General features: G+C 74.9%; 14 protein-coding genes and 1 pseudogene. 9 read left to right on the top strand and 6 right to left on the bottom strand.

The window, feature by feature from the left end; genetic code table 11:
• Positions 1 to 105: 105 nt before the first annotated feature.
• The gene (metH, locus tag HCK00_RS12870; RefSeq protein WP_168101998.1) at positions 106 to 3,615 is read right to left on the bottom strand and encodes a methionine synthase; all 3,510 of its coding nucleotides are present in this window, start codon (positions 3,613 to 3,615) and stop codon (positions 106 to 108) included.
• A 247-nt stretch (positions 3,616 to 3,862) separates the two neighbouring features.
• Between metH and HCK00_RS12865 the strand changes: the two genes are divergently transcribed.
• The 5 genes and pseudogenes from HCK00_RS12865 to HCK00_RS12845 all read left to right on the top strand — a co-directional run bounded on the left by HCK00_RS12865 (position 3,863) and on the right by HCK00_RS12845 (position 10,654).
• Positions 3,863 to 4,627 carry an IclR family transcriptional regulator gene (locus tag HCK00_RS12865; RefSeq protein WP_168101997.1) on the top strand — a complete coding sequence of 255 codons (765 nt, stop codon included), beginning with the start codon at positions 3,863 to 3,865 and terminating at the stop codon, positions 4,625 to 4,627.
• Positions 4,628 to 4,870: 243 nt separating this feature from the next.
• The gene (locus tag HCK00_RS12860) at positions 4,871 to 5,662 is read left to right on the top strand and encodes an MIP/aquaporin family protein (RefSeq protein WP_168101996.1); all 792 of its coding nucleotides are present in this window, start codon (positions 4,871 to 4,873) and stop codon (positions 5,660 to 5,662) included.
• Positions 5,663 to 5,727: 65 nt separating this feature from the next.
• Positions 5,728 to 7,254, top strand: a pseudogene (gene glpK / locus HCK00_RS12855) (glycerol kinase GlpK); the annotation flags it as partial.
• A gap of 95 nt (positions 7,255 to 7,349) precedes the next feature.
• The gene (locus HCK00_RS12850; protein ID WP_168101994.1) at positions 7,350 to 8,963 is read left to right on the top strand and encodes a glycerol-3-phosphate dehydrogenase/oxidase; all 1,614 of its coding nucleotides are present in this window, start codon (positions 7,350 to 7,352) and stop codon (positions 8,961 to 8,963) included.
• Positions 8,964 to 9,406: 443 nt separating this feature from the next.
• A complete protein-coding gene (locus HCK00_RS12845; RefSeq protein WP_168101993.1) occupies positions 9,407 to 10,654 on the top strand; it encodes a PAC2 family protein in 1,248 nt (415 codons plus the stop codon).
• Positions 10,655 to 11,077: 423 nt separating this feature from the next.
• Here the strand turns inward: HCK00_RS12845 and mshC are convergent, their stop codons facing one another.
• The 4 genes from mshC to HCK00_RS12825 all read right to left on the bottom strand — a co-directional run bounded on the left by mshC (position 11,078) and on the right by HCK00_RS12825 (position 15,090).
• Positions 11,078 to 12,307: a cysteine--1-D-myo-inosityl 2-amino-2-deoxy-alpha-D-glucopyranoside ligase gene (gene mshC / locus HCK00_RS12840; RefSeq protein ID WP_168101992.1), complete on the bottom strand. Its 1,230-nt coding sequence runs from the start codon at positions 12,305 to 12,307 to the stop codon at positions 11,078 to 11,080.
• Positions 12,308 to 12,850: 543 nt separating this feature from the next.
• A complete protein-coding gene (locus HCK00_RS12835; RefSeq protein ID WP_168101991.1) occupies positions 12,851 to 13,699 on the bottom strand; it encodes an Rv2133c family protein in 849 nt (282 codons plus the stop codon).
• The gene (locus HCK00_RS12830) at positions 13,663 to 14,253 is read right to left on the bottom strand and encodes an Rv2134c family protein (protein ID WP_168102159.1); all 591 of its coding nucleotides are present in this window, start codon (positions 14,251 to 14,253) and stop codon (positions 13,663 to 13,665) included. The genes HCK00_RS12835 and HCK00_RS12830 overlap by 37 nt, the downstream gene beginning before the upstream one ends.
• Before the next feature lie 132 nt (positions 14,254 to 14,385).
• Positions 14,386 to 15,090, bottom strand: coding sequence for a histidine phosphatase family protein (locus HCK00_RS12825; protein ID WP_168101990.1), 705 nt, complete (start codon positions 15,088 to 15,090; stop codon positions 14,386 to 14,388).
• Positions 15,091 to 15,151: 61 nt separating this feature from the next.
• On the opposite strand from HCK00_RS12825, the gene corA reads away from it, so the two are divergent.
• The gene (gene corA, locus HCK00_RS12820; protein ID WP_311765294.1) at positions 15,152 to 16,138 is read left to right on the top strand and encodes a magnesium/cobalt transporter CorA; all 987 of its coding nucleotides are present in this window, start codon (positions 15,152 to 15,154) and stop codon (positions 16,136 to 16,138) included.
• A 161-nt stretch (positions 16,139 to 16,299) separates the two neighbouring features.
• Positions 16,300 to 16,914 carry a hypothetical protein gene (locus HCK00_RS12815; protein WP_311765293.1) on the top strand — a complete coding sequence of 205 codons (615 nt, stop codon included), beginning with the start codon at positions 16,300 to 16,302 and terminating at the stop codon, positions 16,912 to 16,914.
• A gap of 143 nt (positions 16,915 to 17,057) precedes the next feature.
• Here the strand turns inward: HCK00_RS12815 and HCK00_RS12810 are convergent, their stop codons facing one another.
• Positions 17,058 to 18,107: an LLM class F420-dependent oxidoreductase gene (locus tag HCK00_RS12810; protein ID WP_168101988.1), complete on the bottom strand. Its 1,050-nt coding sequence runs from the start codon at positions 18,105 to 18,107 to the stop codon at positions 17,058 to 17,060.
• A 175-nt stretch (positions 18,108 to 18,282) separates the two neighbouring features.
• On the opposite strand from HCK00_RS12810, the gene HCK00_RS12805 reads away from it, so the two are divergent.
• Together HCK00_RS12805 and HCK00_RS12800 are read left to right on the top strand one after the other, a co-directional pair.
• Complete coding sequence (locus tag HCK00_RS12805) at positions 18,283 to 19,263, top strand: aldo/keto reductase (RefSeq protein ID WP_168101987.1); 981 nt, start codon at positions 18,283 to 18,285, stop codon at positions 19,261 to 19,263.
• Complete coding sequence (locus HCK00_RS12800) at positions 19,248 to 21,635, top strand: helix-hairpin-helix domain-containing protein (RefSeq protein WP_446459017.1); 2,388 nt, start codon at positions 19,248 to 19,250, stop codon at positions 21,633 to 21,635. The genes HCK00_RS12805 and HCK00_RS12800 overlap by 16 nt, the downstream gene beginning before the upstream one ends.

Below are 21,635 nucleotides of genomic sequence, written 5' to 3'. Positions count from 1 at the left end.
CGGGGCGCCCGGCCCCGTTCCCCCGCCCCGTCTCCCCGCTCCGTCCCTCCGCACCGGACCGACGGGGCGGGGGAACGGGGCCGGGCTGGAGCCGCCGCGGGGGAACTACCGGGCGTTGAAGTACTTGGCCTCGGGGTGGTGGAGGACGATGGCGTCCGTGGACTGCTCCGGGTGGAGCTGGAACTCCTCGGAGAGACGGACGCCGATGCGCTCGGGCTCCAGCAGGCCGGCGATCTTGGCCCGGTCCTCCAGGTCCGGGCAGGCGCCGTACCCCAGGGAGAAGCGGGCCCCGCGGTACCGGAGCGCGAACATGTCCTCCATGGCCTGGGGGTCCTCCCCGGCGAAGCCCAGCTCCGCGCGGACCCGCGCGTGCCAGTACTCGGCCAGGGCCTCGGCCAGCTGGACGGAGAGACCGTGGAGTTCGAGGTAGTCGCGGTAGGAGTCGGCGGCGAAGAGCCGGGCCGTCTCCTCCCCGATCCGGGAACCGACGGTGACGATCTGCAGACCGACGACGTCGGTCTCGCCGGACTCCTCGGGGCGGAAGAAGTCGGCCAGGCAGAGCCGGCGCCCACGGCGCTGGCGCGGGAAGGTGAACCGGGTGCGCTCGCCGCCCTTGTCGTCCAGGATGATCAGGTCCTCGCCCTTGGCGACACAGGGGAAGTAGCCGTAGACCACCGCGGCTTCCAGGAGATTCTCGGTCTGCAGGCGGTCCAGCAGTCCGCGCAGCCGGGGCCGCCCCTCGGTCTCCACCAGCTCCTCGTAGGAGGGACCGCCGCCGGTACGGGACTCCTTCAGCCCCCACTGCCCCTTGAACAGCGCGCCCTCGTCCAGCCAGGAGGCGTACTCCTTGAGCTGGATGCCCTTGACGACGCGCGTGCCGGAGAACGGCGGGGTGGGCACCGGGTTGTCGGTGGCCACGTCCGAGCGCGCGCCCTCGGCCGGATCCGCCTCGGCGGCGGGGGCGTCCCGGCGGGGGACGCGGCGCTGCCGCAGCTCGGGCAGGGAGGCACCGGGGACGCCGCGCTTGACGGCGAGCAGGGCGTCCATCAGCCGCAGCCCCTCGAAGGCGTCCCGGGCGTAGCGGACCTCGCCCTCGTAGACCTCGTGCAGGTCCTGCTCCACGTAGGCGCGGGTGAGGGCGGCGCCGCCGAGGATCACGGGGAAGTCGGCGGCCAGCTTGCGCTGGTTGAGCTCCTCCAGGTTCTCCTTCATGATCACGGTGGACTTCACCAGCAGCCCGGACATGCCGATGACATCGGCCCGGTGTTCCTGGGCCGCCTCGACGATGGCGGAGACCGGCTGCTTGATGCCGAGGTTGACCACGGTGTAGCCGTTGTTGGACAGGATGATGTCCACCAGGTTCTTGCCGATGTCGTGGACGTCGCCACGGACCGTGGCCAGCACGATGGTGCCCTTGCCCTCCTCGCCCTCGGCCTTCTCCATGTGCGGTTCCAGATGGGCCACGGCCGTCTTCATGACCTCCGCGGACTGCAGGACGAACGGGAGCTGCATCCGGCCGGAGCCGAACAGCTCGCCGACCACCTTCATCCCCGCCAGCAGCGTCTCGTTGACGATCTCCAGCGCGGGCCGGGACTCCAGGGCCTCGTCCAGGTCGGCCTCCAGGCCGTTGCGCTCGCCGTCGATGACGCGCCGCTGCAACCGCTCGTCCAGCGGCAGCGCCGCCAGTTCCTCGGCCCTGCCCGCCTTCAGGGTCTTCGTGTCCACGCCCTCGAACAGCTCCAGGAAGCGCTGGAGCGGGTCGTAGCCCTCGCGGCGGCGGTCGTAGATCAGGTCGAGGGCGGTCTCCCGCTGCTCGTCCTCCAGCCGCGCGATCGGCATGATCTTCGACGCGTGCACAATGGCCGAGTCCAGGCCCGCCTTGACGCACTCGTCCAGGAAGACGCTGTTGAGGACCGCGCGGGCGGCCGGGTTGAGCCCGAAGGAGATGTTGGACAGGCCCAGTGTGGTCTGGACGTCCGGGTGGCGGCGCTTGAGTTCCCGGATCGCCTCGATGGTGGCGATGCCGTCCTTGCGGGACTCCTCCTGACCGGTGGCGATGGTGAAGGTGAGGCAGTCGATGACGATGTCGCTCTTGCGCACCCCCCACTTCCCCGTGAGGTCGGCGATGAGCCGCTCCGCGACGGCGACCTTGTGTTCGGGGGTGCGGGCCTGCCCCTCCTCGTCGATGGTCAGCGCGATCAGCGCGGCGCCGTGCTCGACGGCCAGCTCGGTGATCCGCGCGAAACGGGACTCGGGGCCGTCGCCGTCCTCGTAGTTGACGGAGTTGATCAGCGCCCGGCCGCCGAGGCGCTCCAGGCCGGCGCGGATGACGGCCGGCTCGGTGGAATCCAGCACCAGGGGCAGGGTGGAGGCGGTCGCCAGCCGCCCGGCCAGCTCCGCCATGTCCGCCACGCCGTCCCGGCCGACGTAGTCCACGCAGACGTCGAGGAGGTGGGCGCCCTCGCGGATCTGCTCCCGCGCGATCTCCACGCAGTCGTCCCAGCGGCCGTCGAGCATCGCCTCCCGGAACTTCTTCGACCCGTTGGCGTTCGTGCGCTCGCCGATCGCGAGGTAGGAGGTGTCCTGCCGGAACGGGACGCTCTGGTAGAGCGAGGCGGCCCCGGGCTCCGGCCGGGGGTCACGGGGGGCGGGGGCCAGGCCCCGGACCCGCTCGACCAGCTGCCGCAGATGCTCCGGCGTGGTGCCGCAGCAGCCGCCGACCAGGGAGAGCCCGTAGTCCCGGACGAACGTCTCCTGGGCGTCGGCCAGCTCCCCCGGGGTGAGCGGGTAGTGGGCGCCGTCCTTGCCGAGGACGGGGAGACCGGCGTTCGGCATGCACGACAGCGGGACGCCCGCGTGGCGGGCCAGATGGCGCAGGTGCTCGCTCATCTCGGCCGGGCCGGTGGCGCAGTTGAGGCCGATCATGTCGATGCCCAGCGGCTCCAGCGCCGTGAGGGCGGCGCCGATCTCCGAGCCGAGCAGCATCGTGCCCGTGGTCTCCACGGTGACCGACACCAGCACGGGCAGCCCGGTGCCGGTGGCGCGCAGCGCGCGCCGGGCGCCGATCACCGCCGACTTCGTCTGCAGGAGGTCCTGGGTGGTCTCCACCAGCAGCGCGTCCGCGCCGCCGGCGATCAGGCCCTCGGCGTTGCGCTGGTAGGCGTCGCGCAGGACGTCGTAGCCGACGTGGCCGAGGGTGGGCAGCTTGGTGCCGGGGCCGATCGAGCCGAGCACCCAGCGGGTCCGGCCGTCCTCGGCGGCGAGACCGTCGGCGGCCTCGCGGGCGATGCGGGCGCCCGCCTCGGACAGCTCGTGGACGCGGTCGGCGATGTCGTACTCGGCCAGCGCGGCGTGATTGGCCCCGAAGGTGTTGGTGCCCACGCAGTCGACGCCCGCGGCCAGATACTCCTCGTGCACGGAACGGACGATGTCCGGGCGGGTGACGTTGAGGATCTCGTTGCACCCCTCCAGGTCCTGGAAGTCCTCCAGGCCGGGCTCCCGTGCCTGGAGCATGGTGCCCATCGCCCCGTCCGCCACCACCACGCGGCTGGCGAGCGCCTCCCTCAGGGCGGAGACCCTGTCGACGGTACTGGTCGGTGGCTGGAACGAGCCCATGGAAAACTCCCTGAGGTGCGACGGCTGTCGGCTTTGCGCCTTCCCTGCCGGGAGAGCGCACCTGGCCAGCGTAGCCCCGATGGCGCCGGCACTCCCTGGTGTTCCACTGGGCGGACCGCGCAGGGGTCGTCTTCCGGCCGTTTCGGGCGGCCGGAACGGAGGCCGTTACGCCGTGCGTGGTACCCAGCGGTCGGCAGTGGCAGCTAGTGTTCAGCATCGCCGAATCAGCAACGATGGAGGTTGCCCGATGGCTCGGAGCATCCAGTCCCTGGAGCGGGCCGCGGCGATGCTGCGGCTGCTCGCCGGCGGCGAGCGCAGGCTCGGCCTGTCCGAGGTGGCCGCCGCGCTGGGGCTGCCCAAGGGGACCGCACACGGCATCCTGCGCACCTTGCAGCAGGAGGGCTTCGTCGAGCAGGACCCCGCTTCCGGCCGCTACCAGCTGGGCGCCGAGCTGCTCCGCCTGGGCCAGAGCTACCTGGACGTCAACGAACTCCGGGCACGGGCCCTGGTGTGGACCGACGACCTGGCCCGCTCCAGCGGGGAGAGCGTCCATCTGGGCGTGCTCCACCAGGGTGGGGTGCTGATCGTGCACCACGTCTTCCGGCCCGACGACAGCCGCCAGGTGCTGGAGGTCGGCGCGATGCAGCCGCTCCACAGCACCGCGCTGGGCAAGGTGCTGGCCGCCTTCGACCCGGTGGCCCACGCGGAGGCCGCGGAGGGCGGCCGGGAGGCGTTCACGGACCGGACGGTGACCGGCGCGGCCCCCTTCGAGCAGGTGCTGGAGCTGACCCGGGCGCGGGGCTGGGCGGCGGACGTGGAGGAGACCTGGACCGGGGTGGCCTCGGTGGCCGCCCCCATCCACAACGGCCGCCGGATGCCGGTCGGCGCGGTGGGCGTCACCGGAGCGGTGGAGCGGGTCTGTGAGGCGGGAGAACTGCGATCACGGCTGGTCGCGGCCGTGCGGGACTGTGCGCGGGCGGTCTCCCGGGACCTCGGCGCCGGGCGGTTCTGAGCACCCTCTGTCACCCTGTCCCTACATACCGGTCAGATAAGCGGCTTTTTCCTCCCGGGGCTCTTGACGCGTCGTGCCGGGTGAAGAAAACTGCCGTTCTCTGGTCGGCATTGTCGAACACCTGACGGCAATAGTGGAGGTGATCTCCTCTCCTGTCGACCGGTGATCGCCTCATCACGGGTGCGGGCCGCGGGCGGGACCCGGGGCCGGCCCTCCCCTGGACGAAGGACAAAGGAGTCGCGGGTGTCCAGCTCCGACATCTTCATCGGCGAGACCGTCGGTACCGCCGTACTCATCGTGCTCGGTGGCGGTGTCGTCGCCGCCGTCACCCTGAAGCGTTCCAAGGCCCTCAACGCCGGCTGGGTGGCCATCACCCTGGGCTGGGCCTTCGCGGTCCTCACCGGCGCCTACATCTCGGTGGGCCTCTCCGGCGCCCACCTCAACCCGGCCGTCACCCTCGGCCTGGCCATCCAGGGCACCACCCCCTGGTCGGACGTCCCGCTCTACCTCGGCTCGGAGCTGCTCGGCGCCATGATCGGCGCGGTGCTGGTCTGGCTGGCGTACTACGGCCACTTCAAGGACCACCTCACCGACCCCGAGGTGCTCGCGCAGGCGCGCACCGGCCAGGAGGGCATGGTCGACGAGGACTCCGCGCCCAAGGCCGGCCCGGTGCTCGGCATCTTCTCCACCGGGCCGGAGATCCGCAACAGCGTGCAGAACCTGATGACGGAGATCATCGGCACCTTCGTGCTGGTGCTGCTGATCCTCACCCTGGGCCTCACCGAGGGGCTCGGACTGTCCGGCACGGGTGTGCTGATCGTCGCCCTCACCGTGGGCGGCATCGGCCTCTCGCTGGGCGGCCCGACCGGTTACGCCATCAACCCGGCCCGTGACCTCGGCCCCCGGATCGTGCACGCGCTGCTGCCGCTGCCCAACAAGGGCGGCTCCGACTGGACCTACGCCTGGATCCCCGTCGTCGGCCCGCTGATCGGCGGCGCCCTGGCGGGCGGCCTCTACCAGCTCGGCTTCGCCTGACCGCGGCCGGCGCCCGCCTCCCGCGCCCCGTCCCCCGCCCACACCGTGGATTCCAGGAGCACACCGTGACCGACGCGCACACCTCCGGCCCCTTCATCGCCGCGATCGACCAGGGCACCACCTCCAGCCGGTGCATCGTCTTCGACACCGACGGCCGCATCATCGCCGTCGACCAGAAAGAGCACGAGCAGATCTTCCCCCGGCCCGGCTGGGTCGAGCACGACGCCGCCGAGATCTGGGCCAACGTCCAGCAGGTGGTCGACGGCGCCGTGGACAAGGCCGGGATCACCGCGGCCGACGTCAAGGCCATCGGCATCACCAACCAGCGCGAGACCACCCTGCTGTGGGACCGGGCCACCGGGGAGCCGGTGCACAACGCCATCGTCTGGCAGGACACCCGCACCGACGCGCTCTGCCGCGAGCTCGGCCGCAACGTCGGCCAGGACCGCTTCCGGCGGGAGACGGGCCTCCCCCTCGCCTCCTACTTCGCCGGCCCCAAGATCCGCTGGCTGCTGGACAACGTGGACGGCCTGCGGGAGCGGGCCGAGGCCGGCGAACTGCTCTTCGGCACCATGGACTCCTGGGTCATCTGGAATCTCACCGGCGGTCCCGACGGCGGCATCCACGTCACCGACGTCACCAACGCCTCCCGCACCATGCTGATGAGCCTCCGCACCCTCCAGTGGGACCCCAAGATCTGCGACTCCATGGGCGTGCCCATGGCGATCCTGCCGGAGATCCGCTCCTCCGCGGAGGTCTACGGGGAGGCGAAGGGCGGCGCGCTGGCCGGGGTGCCGGTGGCCTCCGCCCTCGGCGACCAGCAGGCCGCCCTGTTCGGGCAGACCTGCTTCGAGAAGGGCGAGGCCAAGTCGACCTACGGCACCGGCACCTTCCTGCTGATGAACACCGCGGACACGCCCGTCAACTCGTACCACGGGCTGGTCACCACCGTCGGCTACCGCATCGGCGACCAGCCCCCCGTCTACGCGCTGGAGGGGTCGATCGCCATCACCGGCGCCCTCGTGCAGTGGATGCGCGACCAGATGGGCCTGATCAACTCGGCGGCGGAGATCGAGACCCTCGCCAGCTCCGTCGAGGACAACGGCGGCGCCTACTTCGTCCCCGCCTTCTCCGGGCTGTTCGCCCCGTACTGGCGGGACGACGCCCGCGGGGTCATCGCCGGCCTCACCCGCTACGTCACCAAGGCGCACATCGCCCGCGCGGTGCTGGAGGCCACCGCCTGGCAGACGCGCGAGATCACCGACGCCATGCGCAAGGACTCCGGCGTGGAGCTGACCTCGCTCAAGGTCGACGGTGGCATGACCTCCAACAACCTGCTGATGCAGAAGCTCGCCGATGTCCTCGACGCCCCCGTGGTGCGGCCGCTGGTCGCCGAGACCACCTGTCTCGGCGCCGCCTACGCGGCCGGTCTCGCGGTGGGCTACTGGCCGGACACCGACGCGCTGCGCCGCAACTGGCGCCGCGCCGCCGAGTGGACACCGGACATGGACGCCGGCGAGCGCGAGCGGGAGTACCGCAAGTGGCTGAAGGCCGTCGAACGGACCATGGGCTGGCTCGACGACAGCGACAGCGACAGCGGCGGCAGCAGCGACAGCGGCGGCACCGGCGGCAGGAAGGCCTCCGGGGACGCCGGGAACGACCAGCCCGGCAAGGAGCACTGAGCACGATGACGATCCCGCAGAGCGTCCCGCCCGCCGGGACCTCCCCGGCGGCGGCCACCCGCCCGGCCGGCCGCGCCGAGACCCGCCACCGCCTCTCCCGGGGGACGTACGACCTCCTGGTGATCGGCGGCGGGATCCTGGGGACCTCGGTCGCCTGGCACGCGTCGCAGTCGGGGCTGCGGGTGGCGATGGTGGACGCCGGCGACTTCGCCGGCGCCACCTCCTCCGCCTCCTCCAAACTCGTCCACGGCGGGCTGCGCTACCTGCAGACCGGCGCGGTCAAGCTGGTGGCGGAGAACCACCACGAGCGGCGGGTGCTGGCCAAGGACGTGGCCCCGCACCTGGTCAACCCGCTCACCTTCCATCTGCCGGTGTACCGGGACGGGCCGCACGGCGCGGGCAAGCTCGGCGCCGGTGTCTTCGCCTACTCGGCGCTCTCCGCCTTCGGCGACGGCGTCGGCCGGCTGATATCCCCGGCCCGCGCGGCCGCCGCCAACCCGGCGCTGCGCACCGAGAACCTCAAGGCCGTGGCCGTCTACGGCGACCACCAGATGAACGACTCCCGGGTGGCCGTGACGACCGTGCGCGCGGCCGCGGACGCCGGGGCCGTGGTGCTCAACCACGCCGAGGTCACCGGCTTGCGCCGGTCCCGCGGCCGGATCACCGGGGCCGAGCTCCGCGACCGCCTGGACGGCACCGGGTTCGGGGTGGACGCGCGGCTGGTGCTCAACGCCACCGGCCCGTGGATCGACCACCTGCGCCGGATGGAGGACCCGGCGGCGGCGCCCAGCATCCGGCTCTCCAAGGGCGCGCACCTGGTGCTCCGGCGCACGGTGCCCTGGCGCGCGGCCCTGGCCACCCCCATCGACCGGTACCGCATCACCTTCGCCCTCCCCTGGGAGGACCAGCTGCTGCTGGGCACCACCGACGAGCCCTACGAGGGCGACCCGGCGGACGTGCGGGTCACCGAGGCGGACATCGCGCAGATCCTGGACGAGGCGGGCCACTCGGTGCGCGACGAGCACCTCACCCGCTCGCTGATGACCTACGCCTTCGCGGGGCTGCGGGTGCTGCCCGGCGGCCCCGGCGGGGTCGAGAAGGCCAAGCGGGAGACGGTGGTCACCGAGGGCCGCGGCGGCATGCTCTCGGTGGCGGGCGGCAAGTGGACCACGTACCGGCACATCGGCCGGACGGTGCTGCGGAAGCTGGCCACCCTGCCGGGCGGGGTGCTGGCCGAGGAGATGGAGCCGCTGTCCCGGCTGCCGCGCCGGGTACCGCTGCCGGGCCTCGCCAACCCGGACGCCGTCACCCACCGGCTGCTGGCCGACCGTGAGCCGGGCTGCCGGATGGACCCGCTGACGGCCCGCCACCTCGCCACCCACTACGGCTCGCTGGCCCTGGAGGTGGCCCGCCTCGTCGACGAGGACGCCTCCCTCGGCGAACGGATCCACCCGGACGGCCCGGAGATCTGGGCGCAGGTCGTCCACGCCCGGGACCGTGAGTGGGCGGAGACCGCCGACGACGTGCTGCGGCGCCGCACCACCCTGACCGTCCGCGGGCTGGACACCGACGCGGTGCGCGCCCGGGTCACGGAGCTCCTGGCCGCCCGCCGGGGCTGAGCACCCGGGGGTGACGGCCCGCCCGGCTTCCCCCGGCCCGCGCGCCCGTGCCGGGGGAAGCCGTGGGAAGCCGGGTGAACCGGAGAATGAACCGGCGGCGGGCGGCGGCACGGAGGGGGAAGCGCCGGGCGCGCCTCTCCCGGGCGCGCCTCTCCCGGCCGTCCCGCCCCCGGCCGCCCGCCGCACCCCGGCCCGCCGCGTCACCCCGTCGCCCTGTCACCCCGCCACCAGGACGTCGCCCCATCGCGCGACGTCCCGCGCACGAAAGTCACCCGTCAGGGCGGACCCAGGGCCCGTCTCCGGCTTCCCCCGCGCGCCCTCACCCCGTTCTCCCCTCCTGGGACGCCGGCGCGTGACGGGGACGCCGTAGGGTGGTGCCGCACGTGACGGAACGGCAGCCGAGGTACCGGGACGGACCGGACCCCGGCGGAAGGAGGCGCTGGGTGATCGAGCTCGAGGGGGTTCCCGAGCTGGTCGACCCCGTCATGGTGGCCGCGTTCGAGGGCTGGAACGACGCGGGTGACGCCGCCTCCGGCGCGGTGCTCCACCTCGACCGGGAGTGGAAGGGCGAGGTCTTCGCCGCGCTGGACGCCGAGGACTACTACGACTTCCAGGTCAACCGGCCCACGATCTTCCTGGAGAACGGCGTCCGCAAGATCACCTGGCCGACGACCCGGCTCTCGGTGGTCCGGGCCGGCGGTGAGCGCCCCCGGGACCTGGTCCTGATCCGCGGCATCGAGCCGAGCATGCGCTGGCGCTCGTTCTGCAACGAACTGCTGGGCTTCGCCCACGAGCTGGGCGTGGAGATGGTCGTGATTCTCGGCGCGCTGCTCGGCGACACCCCGCACACCCGTCCGGTACCGGTCAGCGCCGTCACCTCGGACCCGCAGCTCGCCCGCACCCTGAGCCTGGAGGAGAGCCGCTACGAGGGCCCCACCGGCATCGTCGGCATCCTGCAGGAGGCGTGCACCCACGCCGGCGTGCCGGCGGTGAGCCTGTGGGCGGCCGTGCCGCACTACGTCTCCCAGCCGCCCAACCCCAAGGCGACGCTGGCGCTGCTCAACCGCCTGGAGGACCTGCTCGGGATGCGCATTCCCACCGGCGAGCTGGTGGAGGACGCCCGGGCCTGGCAGGTCGGCGTGGACCAGCTCGCGTCGGAGGACAGCGAGGTGGCCGAGTACGTGCAGACGCTGGAGGAGGCCCGGGACACCGCGGAGCTGCCGGAGGCGTCCGGCGAGGCCATCGCGCGGGAGTTCGAGCGCTATCTCCGCCGCCGCGACGGCCGTCCCGGCACGGCGCCCGGCGACCGCGCCACGGAGAGCGGCACCCCGCCGGAGGGCCGGGAGAGCGGCTCCTACCTGCGCGACCCCTCCGCCGGACCGGCCGGCCGGCCGCCGAAACGGCCGTCGCCGGGCGGCGGGACGGACCGTGAGCCCGGCCCGGACGACGCCGACGCAGATGCCGGTGCCGACTCCGATGCCGATGCCGATGCCGATGCCGATGCCGATGGCGATGGCGATGGCGAGGCCCGCGCCTCGGACGACGCGGGCGCCACCGGCGGGGCCTCCGGCCCGGAGGGCGCGGAGGACGGCGGACGGCGGCCCGGCGCGGGCGGCGGCACCGGTGACGGCCCGTCCGACGGCTCCCCTCCGGAGCGGGAGGGGAACGACCGGAGCGACGACGAGGACTAGACCTTCCCCGAGTCAGGTCTCCCGGGGGCCGGATCCGCGTCACAACCGTCCGCGCCCTGCCGGGAACGGCCCCCTCGCAGAGCGGGGAGCACGGACTCACCCCGCCGCATCTGGCGACGCCCGCGCAAGCCGGTACGGGAACTGGCACCGTTGGTGACCTGGTGACGAAAGCCCCGGGCCCGCCTCTGCTGCGCACGCCGCCCGGGGCACGGCCCTGCGGACCCCTGGCAGCCGACGGCTGCCAGGGGTTTCGCCGTTCTTCCGCTCACGGCGCCCTGAGGACGACGGTGGCGGACGCCGCTCCCGCGGTACAGGCGCAGCGCAGTGCGCCCGATGGTGTCCCCTCTCCATCCGGCCGGCCGCCCGTCGCAGGGCCCGGTCACCGGGACCCCCGTGGCGGGCGGCCGGGGCCGGCCGGGCGGGCTAGAGCGCCACGCCCAGCAGCGCGTCCACGGTGCGGGAGACCAGGCCGGGGGCCGACTCGTCGGTGCCGCCGCCGTCGCGCTGCGCGGCGGCCCAGCGGTCCACCGCGGCGAGCGCCGCCGGGGCGTCCAGGTCGTCGGCGAGGGTCGCGCGCACCTCGTCCAGAAGGGCGTCCGCGGCGGGGCCGTCAGGGCGGGAGACGGCGGCGCGCCACCGCGCCAGCCGGTCCTGGGCCGCCGTCAGCACCCCGCCCGTCCATTCCCAGTCGGAGCGGTAGTGGTGGGCGAGGATCGCCAGCCGGATCGCCGCCGGGTCCACACCGTCCCGGCGCAGCGCCGAGACGAAGACGAGGTTCCCCTTGGACTTGGACATCTTCTCGCCGTCCAGGGCGACCATCCCCGCGTGCACGTACGCCCGGGCGAAGGGGTGCTCGCCGGTCAGGGCGTGGGCGTGCGAGGCGCCCATCTCGTGGTGCGGGAAGGCCAGGTCGGAGCCGCCGCCCTGGACGTCGAAGCCCATGCCCAGGTGGTCCAGGGCGATGGCGACGCACTCGATGTGCCAGCCGGGCCGGCCGCGGCCGAGGCTCCCGCCGTCCCAGCTGGGCTCGCCCTCGCGCGCCGCCATCCAGACCATCGGGTCGAGGGGGTCCTTCTTGCCGGGCCGCTCCGGGTCGCCGCCGCGCTCGGCGGACAGCTGCCGCATGGTCCGGGCGTCCAGTCCGGAGACCTCGCCGAAGTGGCGGTCGGACTGGACGGAGAAGTAGAGGTCGCCGTCGAGTTCGTAGACGGCGCCCGCCTCGCGGAGCCGCTCCACCAGCGGCACGATGGCCGGTATGGCCTCGACCGCGCCGATGTAGTGCCGGGGTGGGAGCATCCGCAGCGCCGTCATGTCCTCGCGGAAGAGGACCGTCTCCCGCTCGGCGAGCGCGGCCCAGTCCTCCCCGTGCGCCGCGGCCCGCTCCAGCAGCGGGTCGTCGACGTCGGTGACGTTCTGGACGTAGTGGACCTGCCGTCCGGAGTCCAGCCAGACGCGCTGGAGGAGGTCGAAGGCGGTGTAGGTGGCCGCATGTCCCAGATGGGTGGCGTCGTAGGGAGTGATGCCGCAGACGTAGAGACGGGCGACGGGACCGGGGTCGAGGGTGATCGCCTTCCCGGTCGCGGTGTCGTGGATCCGGAGGTCGCGGCCACGGCCGGGCAGGGCGGGGACCTCGGAAGCAGGCCAGGCATACATGGCATGAGCGTAACCGGACGCACTGTCCGGATACGAACCGGTGGCCACGTCCGGCCACGTCCGGCCGGATCCGCGGGTCCGGCGGGCCGCGCGTCACGGAGTGGCGGCGGCGGGGCGGTTGACGTGGTGCTCCCCCTGACACCGGGCGTCGGCACCCCTGGGCCGTCCCGCCGCGGCGGTCCTGTTCGGCCCCGGAGGGGGCCGCGGCACCCCGGTGGCACGGCCGGCGCGACCGGGCCACGCCCCCATCCGGGCCGGGGACGGACGGCCGCCGGGCCGGGACGGCGGGGGCCGGCGGGAGGCGGGGATCGCCGGACGGACCCGCAACCGGGCCGGGAACCGGGACCGGAACGGGGACAGGGACAGGGAGAGGAACGGGGACAGGGACGGGGTCGGGCGGTCCGCCGCACGGGGCCGGGCGGCGGCGCCGTCAGCGTCCCGGGGGATCCCGGTGCCGGATCCCCCGGTGGAGGAGCTCTGAGCCCTCATGGGGCAGCCCCTCCGGAGGACTCCCCGGGCGAGCGGGCCGGGAGCCGGCCGGGATCAGATCGGCGGCCAGGGGATCGCCGGCCACTCCCCGCCCGGTTCCGGATGGCGTCCGCCGCGCAGCAGCAGCCGCACCCGGTCCCGCACCGCGTCCGTCTCGGCGGGCGTGATCAGCTCCCGCAGGCGCTCCGTCAGCGGGCCGGCCGGGGCCAGTTCCGTCTCCAGCCGCTCCAGCACCTCCACCGCCTCGGCGGGCAGCGGCTCGCCGGCCCAGCCCCACAGCAGGGTGCGGAGTTTGTCCTCGGTGGCGAAGGTGACGCCGTGGTCGATGGCGTACAGCCGGCCGCCCGGCGCGGGCAGCAGATGGCCCCCCTTGCGGTCGGCGTTGTTGACGACGGCGTCGAAGACGGCCACCCGCCGCAGCCGCGGGTCGTCGGCGTGGACGAGCAGCGCGGTGCGCCCCTCCCCCACCTCGGCGAGGCCGACGGCCTTCCAGCCGGGCCCCGGCTCCTCCGCGTCCACCAGCGCCAGCAGTTCCGCCTCCGGCTCGGCGTCGATCCACAGCTGGCACATGCCCTCGCCGTAGGGGCCGTCCCGGAGCACGGTCGGCGGGACGAGGTCCCAGCCGGTGGCCCGGGAGACCTCGAACGCCGCGGTCTCGCGCCGGGCGAGGCTGCCGTCGGGGAAGTCCCACAGCGGACGTTCCCCGGCGACCGGTTTGTAGACACAGGCGGCACTCCGCCCGTCCAGCTCGGCCGTGCAGTACAGCACCGCGTTGGACGCCCCGCCCACGCGGCCCTCCACCCGCAGTTCCCCGCGCGTCAGGAGGTCCAGCGCCCCCGCGGCCGTCCCGGCCGCTCCGGCGGTGGTCACAGGCCGCGGCGGTATCCGTTCTGGCGCGGACATACGTGTCCTTCCGGGTCGAGCGGCAGGCTGCACAGCGGGCACGGCGGCCGGCCGGCGTTGACGACGTCCAGCGCGCGCTTGGCGAACGCCCGGGCCTTGGCCCCGGTGAGCCGGACCCGCAGCATGGGCGGGCCGTTCTCGTCGTCCTGCAGGAGCTTCTCCTCGGCCTCGGCGAGGTCCTCCTCGGACTCTGCCTCCAGCTCGACGAGCGCCTGGGCCTCGACGATCATGCGCTCCTCCTCACCGTCCCAGGCGAGCGCCATGGTGCCGACGCGGAACTCCTCCTCCACCGGGGTCCGGAGCGGTTCGCTGTCGGACTCCTCGGTGGGCGCGACCGCCGGCACGGGGGCGCTGCCGCCGGTGCGGCGGACCACCTCGTCCAGCAACTCGTCGATCCGCTCGGCCAACGCCTCAACCTGGGCCTTCTCCAGGGAGACGCTCGTGGTCCGGCCGCCCGCCGTCGCCTGGAGGAAGAAGGTCCGGCGGCCAGGCAGCCCGACCGTACCGGCGACGAACCGGTCCGGCTGGTCGTAGAGGAACACCTGACGGGGCACGTCCTGCTCCATGTCTGCTCGGTGGTCTCGGGTGTGCCGACGGTTCTCGGCCACGGTGCGGTTCCGCTCGCGGCGGCCCTCCGGAGGAGGGCCTTCCCACCCGCGGGCTGTCCACCCTACTGGGACCGGAGATCACGCCGCGCCCGCACCGCCCCCCACCGCGGCGTCACCCTCCGCGGTGGGGGAGGGCGGGGTCTCGGGCGGCGCGAGGGAGGCCAGTGAGCCGGTGTCGCCGAGCCGCAGCAGGAAGGGCCGCAGCGGGGTGTAACGGATGGCGGTGACGGAGGCGGGGTCGGCGGCCAGCCGCTGGAAGTGGTCCAGGTGCAGCCCCACGGCGTCGGCCACCACCGCCTTGATGACGTCCCCGTGCGAGCACATCACGTAGACGGCGCCCGGCCCGTGCTCCGCCTCGATCCGGGCGTTCCAGTCGCGGACGGCGTCCACCGCGCGGGTCTGCATGGCCCGCAGGGACTCACCGCCCTCCCCGGGGAAGGCCGCGGCCGAGGGGTGGCGCTGCACGGTGGTCCACAGCGGTTCCTCGGCGAGTTCGGCCAGCTTCCGGCCCGACCAGTCGCCGTAGTGGCACTCGCCGATCCGCTCGTCGAGGTGGCGGGGCAGGTCCGGCCGGGCGTCCAGCAGCGGGCGCAGCGTCTCCTGGCAGCGTTGCAGGGGGCTGCTGACGGCGGCGGCGAGCGGCAGGTCCGCGAGCCGGGCGGGGAGCGCGGCGGCCTGCGCGGCACCGTGTTCGTCGAGCCCGACGCCCGGGGTCCAGCCGGCGAGGATCCCGGCGGTGTTGGCGGTGGACCGGCCGTGGCGGACGAGAAGCAGGGTGGGCATGGACGCCAGCGTAGGCGGTCGCGCCAGGCATGACTCCCGCAGGCGGGGAACACTCATCCGCGTGATCGTGGATTGCGCCATCTACCAGGACGGACAGCGCGCGGAGCAGAGCGCGCCGGACATCTCCGCGGCGCTCGCCGAAGCGCGCGAGCGGCACGACGCCTTCCTCTGGATCGGGCTGCACGAGCCGGCGCCGGAGGAGTTCGACCGGGTCAGCCGCGAGTTCGGGCTCCACCCGCTGGCGGTGGAGGACGCCCTCAAGGCGCACCAGCGGCCCAAGCTGGAGGTCTACGACGACTCGCTGTTCGTGGTGCTGAAACCGGTGGTGTACGACGCGGCGGAGGACACCGTCACCGCCGAGGAACTGATGATCTTTCTCGGGGACTCCTTCGTGGTCACCGTGCGGCACGGCGACGGCAGCCCGCTGGGCGCGGTGCGGCACCGCCTGGAGCGGGAGCGTGAGGTGCTGCGCCACGGGCCGACCGCCGTGCTCTACGCGCTGAGCGACTCCGTGGTGGACCACTACATCGACGTCGCCGCCGAACTCCAGCTCGACCTGGAGGAGCTGGAGGCGTCGGTGTTCGCGCCGGACGTCCCCGACATGCGGAACACCGCCGCCCGCATCTACACCCTCAAGCGGCAGATCCTGGAGTTCCGGCGCGCCACCGGGCCGCTCGCGGCGCCGATGGACCGGCTGACGCACGCCGCCCTGCCCTTCGTGGACACCTCCTCCCGGCCCTTCTTCCGGGACGTCAGCGACCACCTGACCCGGGCCAACGAGAGCGTGGAGGGGCTGGACCGGCTGATCTCCGACGTCCTCGCCGCCCACCTCGCGCAGACCGGGGTCCGGCAGAACGACGACATGCGGAAGATCTCCGCCTGGGCGGCGATGGCCGCGGTGCCGACCCTGGTGGCCGGGATCTACGGCATGAACTTCGACACGATGCCGGAGCTGCACGCCAGTTGGGGCTATCCGGCGGTGCTCGGGCTGATGGCCGGCGCGGTCCTGCTGCTGCGGCGCACGTTCAAGCGGCGCGGCTGGCTCTGAGGCCCGCCGGCTCCCGGGGACCGCGTCGCGGCGCGCGGCCCGGGACGCACCGCCCGCCGCCGGCGGACCGGCGCGCTCCGGAAGCCCTCCGGAACCATTCCGGCCACGGTCCGCTGTCGTTCCCCCTGGGTAGGGTGAGGACATCGCGGAGGGGGTGGCGGGTGAGTCTGTTCGGCAGGGCGGCGCGGGGTGGTCTCGCGCAGCGGCAGCGGGGTCCGGCCGGGTCCGACTGGTCACCGTACGGACGGTTCGAGGACGCGGCCCGCGCCTACTTCCTCCACGCCGACGTGGCGCTGGAGGCGGTCGGCGGGGTGCTCGGCCGCCGCCGGGTCCGGGGCTTCACCCTCGAACGGGTCGTCGATCTCACGGAGTCGGGCGCCTCGGTCTGGCAGGAGGCCGCGGTCTGCGACGGCCGGCGGCTGATCCTGTGGCACAGCGAGGAGACGGCCGACGAGCAGGCACCGGGGACCACGGTGCTGGACTCCTCGGTGCAGGTGCTGCCGCTGGGGTCCATCCGGCACGTCGGGATGCGCACGATGGTGGGCCGGGACGCGGCCGGCCGGCGGGTGGACCGCGGGGTGCACGTCGTCCTGGCCACGTCCACCCCGCACGAGCTGAACCCGGTGCCCGGCGGGGACCCGGAGGCGCCGATCGCGGCCGCCCGGTTCCGCCCGGAGGCGTTCCGGTTCAGCAAGTCCCTGGAGGACGGCGGGCCGGGCCAGATCGCGCGGCTGATCTCCTTCGGCCGGCTGCTGGGGCGGCTGGTCCCGGGCTGATCCGGGCCCGCCCCGCCGCCCCGCCAACGCCGCCCCCGGACGCGGGGCCGCCGTCCCGCGGGTCGCCGCCACCCGGCGGGCGGGGCCGCCGTCACCACGGCACCCCGGCCGTCCTCCGTGGCGGCCGGCCGGGGTGCCTGCCGTCAGGCGAGGCCGGCGCGTTCCAGGGCGTCGACGGCCGTGCGCAGCCCGGCGATCCGCTCCTCCAGGGTGAATCCGGCCGGGGTGACGGAGAGCGTGGTGACCCCCGCCGCGGCGTAGGCCTGCATCCGGTCGGCGATCCGCTCCATGGGGCCGAGCAGCGAGGTGGAGTCGATGAGCTGCCGGGGCACGGCCGCCGCGGCGGCGTCCCGCTCCCCCGCGAGGTACTTCTCCTGGATCTCCGCGGCCTCCTTCTCGTATCCCATCCGCCGGGCCAGCTTGTTGTAGAAGTTCTGCTTGGCGCTGCCCATGCCGCCGACGTACAGCGCGGTGTAGGGACGGAAGAGGTCGGCCAGCGCGTCCACGTCCTCGCCGACCGCCAGCGGCAGCGTGGGCACCAGGTCGAAGCCGTCCAGGGTCAGGCCCGCCTTCTCCCGGCCGGCGCGCAGCGGCGCCAGGGTGGTCTCCCCGGCGTGTTCCGGGGCGAAGAAGAGGACCAGCGCGCCGTCGGCGATCTCGCCGGTCTGCTCCAGGTTCTTCGGGCCGATCGCGGCGATGTAGAGCGGGATCCGCTCGCGCACCGGGTGAACGGTGAGCTTGAGCGCCTTGCCGGGTCCGTCCGGGAGCGGCAGCGTCCAGTTCGCGCCCTGGTGCGTCAGCCGTTCGCGGGACATCGCCTTGCGGACGATCTCCACGTACTCGCGGGTGCGGGCCAGCGGCTTGTCGAACCTGACCCCGTACCACCCCTCGGAGACCTGCGGGCCGGAGACGCCCAGCCCCAGCCGGAAACGGCCGCCGGAGAGCGAGTCGAGGGTGGCGGCGGTCATCGCGGTCATGGCCGGGGTGCGGGCCGGGATCTGCAGGATCGCGGAGCCGACGTCGATGCGCTCGGTCTGCGCGGCGACCCAGGACAGCACGGAGGGCGCGTCGGAGCCGTACGCCTCCGCGGCCCAGCAGACCGCGTAGCCGAGCCGGTCCGCCTCCCGGGCCACCGCCAGGTTGTCGGCGTCCATGCCGGCACCCCAGTAGCCGAGGTTGATCCCGAGCCGCATATCGCTCCCCTTACCGATGAGACCACCGTTGAGATTACCGATGAGTAATGTCTTCCGCCCTGGACTCTAGCGCGGCGGCCGGGGTCCCGTCAGCGCCCGGGGGGACACCGGGCGGCGGCCCGGGCCATGACACGCGTCACCGCCCGCGGCCCGGCGGCCAGTAACCTCTGCGCCCATGAAGCAGAGGCACCTCGGCCGGACGGGCCTGCGGGTATCGCGGATCGGGCTCGGCACCCTGACCTGGGGCCGGGACACCGGTGAGAACGACGCGGCCGAGCAGCTCAAGGCGTTCTGGGAGGCGGGCGGCACCCTCGTCGACACCGCGGACGTCTACGCGGACGGCGGTGCCGAGTATCTCCTCGGGCGGTTCCTGGACGGCCTGGTCCCGCGGGGCGATCTCGTCCTGGCGACCAAGGCGGGCAGCGTCCCGGACCCGGAGCGGCGCTTCGACTGCTCGCGCCGCCACCTGCTCGCGGCGCTCGACGCCTCCCTGGAGCGGCTCGGTACCGACCACGTCGACCTGTGGCAGCTCCACGCCTTCGACCCGCAGACCCCGCTGGAGGAGTCGCTGGAGGCGGTGGACGCCGCCGTGCGTAGCGGCCGCGCCCGCTACGCCGGGGTCTCCAACTACAGCGGCTGGCAGCTCGCCAAGGCGGCGACCTGGCAGCTCGGCGCGGCCGGCCGCACCCGGCTGGCCAGTACGCAGATGGAGTACTCGCTGGTGCAGCGCGGCGTCGAGCGGGAGGTGCTGCCCGCGGCGCGGGACCTCGGGGTGGGCCTGCTGCCGTCCTCCCCTCTGGGGCGCGGCGTGCTCACCGGCAAGTACCGGCACACGACCCCGGCCGACTCCCGCGGCGCCTCGGCCCGCCTCTCCGGTTTCGTCGCCCCGTACCTCGACGAGACGGCGCGGCGCGTCGTCGACGCCGTGGCCATCGCCGCCGAAGGGCTGGCGGCGACCCCGCTGCAGGTGGCCCTCGCCTGGGTCCGGGACCAGCCGGGGGTGGCCGCCCCCGTCGTCGGGGCCCGGACGGCGGCGCAGCTCGCCGCGGCCCTGTCAGTGGAGACGCTTAGTCTTCCCGACGAGATCTGCCAGGCGCTGGACGACGTGTCCGCGCCGGTGCACCGCTACCCCGACCAGGACTGGAGCACGCTGTGACCACGGACCGCCCCGCCGACCGGACCGCCCCGGAGCCCGACGGCCCGTCCGCGGCGGAGCCCCCGGCGGACCCGGCCACGCCCGCCCCGGCCGCGGCCCCGCACAGCGCGGCGGGTGCCGTGGCCCCGGGGCCGGCCGGTCCGGATCCCGGTGGCCCGGATCCGCACGCCCCGGCGCCGGAGACGGCGGTGACGGCCCCCGGACCGGCGGAGACGGCGGACGGCCGGGCGGGTGCCGGGCCGCGGCGGTCCCCGGCGGCCGAGGCGCTGGCCGCGGCCGTGCGGGCGGTGGAGAGCGGCGAGCGTTCCGCCGCCTCGTTCTTCGCCGAGCCGCGTCCCCCCGCGCCCCGGCGCCCGGCCGCCCCGGCGGGCGCCCCCGCTCCGGCCGGTGGCGCCTTCGGCCCGCGTCCCGGCCCGCCGTCCCCGGGCGGCTCCGGCTCCGCCGCGCCGGCCCCGGCGCTGCCCGCGGCCCGGCGGGCGGAGCTGAGCGGGGAGGTACGGGAGGTCCTGGCCCGGGGCGGCGCGCCGGAGTCCCTGACGGAGCCGGTGGTGGACGCGCTCGGGGAGCCCGCCGCGGTGGCGCTCCAGGAGAACCCCTGGCAGTTGCTGTCGGTACCCCGTGTCCGGCCGGAGCAGGCCGACGGCTTCGCGCGGGCCCTGCTCGGCCCCGGCGCCGGCCCGGGTGACGGGCGGCGCGCCGAGGCGCTCGTCCAGTGGCTGCTGGAGCGGGCGGCGCTGCGCGGGCACACCGTGCTGGAGCCGTCCGCGCTGCGTGAGGCGCTGGCGCGGCAGTCCGTGCCCGACCCGGACGCGGCGCTGCGGGACGCGGTGGACGCCGGCGGGGTGCTCCTCTTCGAGGACCCGGTGGACGAACCCGGCCCCTCCCGGGGAGCCGCCGGGCCCGCCGCGGGCCCCGGCACGGGCGCCCGCACGGACCCCGGCACGGACCCCGGCACGGACGGTCAGGATCCGGAGGCGGAGCGGCCGGTGCGGGTCCTGCTGGGCCTGGAGCGGCACGCCCTGGCGGAGGAGAGCCTCGCCGAGGGCCTCGGCCGGATCCTCGCCACCTTCACCGCGGGGGCCGGCGCCGGCGGGGACGCCGGCTGGCGGGCCGCGGCGGAGGCGGCGCCCTCCCCGTCCGCCGCCGAACTGATCCGGGCCGCCGCCCGGCACGGTCTCGTGGCACACACCGGCGGTGAGGCGGCGCGCGCCGAGCCCCTGGCGCTGCTCGCAGCCGCGGCCGGGCTGGGGCTGCGCGCCTGCGCCGCGGTGCACGGCCCGGCCGGCCGGCTCCGTGCCGCCGCCCTGCTCTCCCCGGGCCCCTCCGCTGCCTCGGAGACCGCTCCCGGGGCCCCCGGGAGCGGCGGGAGGGACGGCGGACCGGCCGGCGGCGAAGGGCCCGGCGCGGCCGGGAGCGCCCCGGTGGTGACGGTCGCCGGACTGCTGGCGGGCACCGAGGGCCCGGCCCGTGACCAGGACGGCGCCCTCGCCCTGGACCTGCTCGTCGTCCTCGACGCGCCCCTGCTCGACGTGGAGACCGCCGCCGCGCTGGTGGAGTCCGTGCCGGACGGCGCGCGGCTGGTCCTCAGCGGAGACCCGGGCCTGCTCCGGCCGGCCGGCCCCGGCGAGGTCTTCGCCGATCTGCTCGCCGCCGCGGTCTGCCCGCGGCTCGCCTCCCGCACCCCCGACCCCGGGCCGCTCGGGGAGCTGGTCTCCGCCGTCGGGGCCGGGGAGCTGCCCGCGGTGGACGCCCCGGGGAAGGAAGTGGTGATCGTGCCGGTCCAGGACGCCGGCGAAGCGGTGCACCGCACCGTGCAGCTCGTCGCCGACTCCGTGCCGCGCGCGATCGGGGTGGCGAGCGAGGCGACGCAGGTCATCACGCCCGTCCACGGCGGTCCGGCGGGCACCCGTGCGCTCAACGCGGCGCTGAAGGAGCGCCTCAACCCCGGGCCGGGCCGGTTCGGCGGCTTCGACCCGGGGGACCGCGTGGTCCACTCCCCCGCGCCGGGCCGGGCGCTCGTCGCCACGGTGGCCGGCGCGGACGCGGAGGGCCTGTGGCTGGAGTGGGAGGGCGGCCGGCTGGCGGTCCCCCGGGAGCAGGTGGCCGCCGGCGCCCTCCGTCACGGCTGGGCCGTCACCGCCCATCAGGCGGCCGGCACGGTGTGGCCCGCGGCCGTGGTCGTCCTCCCGGGGGACGCCGCGGACACGCTGACCCGCGCCTGGGTCTACACGGCCTTCGGCCGGGCCGAACGTCATCTCTCCGTGGTGCACGGTGTGGAGCAGGCCCTGCCCCGGGCCGTGGCCGGGGTGCCCGTCACCGCGCGCACCACCCGGCTGCGGACCTTGCTGCGGGCCCTGCCGCCACCCGCCTGA

The organism is Streptomyces zingiberis, assembly GCF_012034935.1.
In the GTDB taxonomy this organism is placed as follows: domain Bacteria; phylum Actinomycetota; class Actinomycetes; order Streptomycetales; family Streptomycetaceae; genus Streptomyces; species Streptomyces zingiberis.
Note: the sequence above shows the minus strand (reverse complement) of the source record. Positions and strands in the feature narration are given on the sequence as shown.